Raw genomic sequence first — 574 nt, 5'->3', positions numbered from 1 at the left:
TGCATATCGACCGTTTGTCCGTCCCAAGTCGGGGCCTTTCTCGACTATCCGGCCCTGCACGCGGCTGACTTCAATCGGATCCAGGCATGTCCCTCTGATCCAGGTTTTCGCTATCCCGCCTGGCGCAAGGCCAATGACCAGAAGTTCGCGATGATCCGTAATCCAGTTTTTCGTGCCCCTGCAATACGTGTTCTGCTTGACTTCCAACATGGTGTTACGAGTCGTCTCAGGAATTTCAATGAAAGCCTCGTAGGTTTGAGGCTCTGCCAGGGATTGCCAACGCACATAAATCAGACGAGGCACATCGGCGCTCCAGACGTGTTTTCCTGCTCCACTGCCAGGTCGCTTCGGCCACCCTCTTGGGTTACCCCTGAGATTCGGTGGTGTCTGGATAGCCGCCACGCCACTCATGGCGCGTATGAATACTCGGCCTTTGACATCGAGCACATCGGCGGTTTCGATCCAGACCTCCATGTAGTTGGGCGCCAGAAAACCCAGACGCCAGGCGTCATACGGCAGCTCTGCACCGTAGTCATTAACGTGGCTGCACCCGCAGAGGACAACAGCGAGTGCG

Annotated in this window: 1 protein-coding gene; it reads right to left on the bottom strand. The window is 56.6% G+C overall.

Annotated elements, in window-relative coordinates:
• The coding region (locus tag N5D61_RS26430) for a DUF2931 family protein (protein ID WP_279894763.1) at nucleotides 1-574 on the bottom strand (574 nt) is incomplete at both ends.

The sequence above is a fragment of the Pseudomonas sp. GD03842 genome, from assembly GCF_029841165.1.
Taxonomy (GTDB): Bacteria; Pseudomonadota; Gammaproteobacteria; order Pseudomonadales; family Pseudomonadaceae; genus Aquipseudomonas.
Note: the sequence above shows the minus strand (reverse complement) of the source record. Positions and strands in the feature narration are given on the sequence as shown.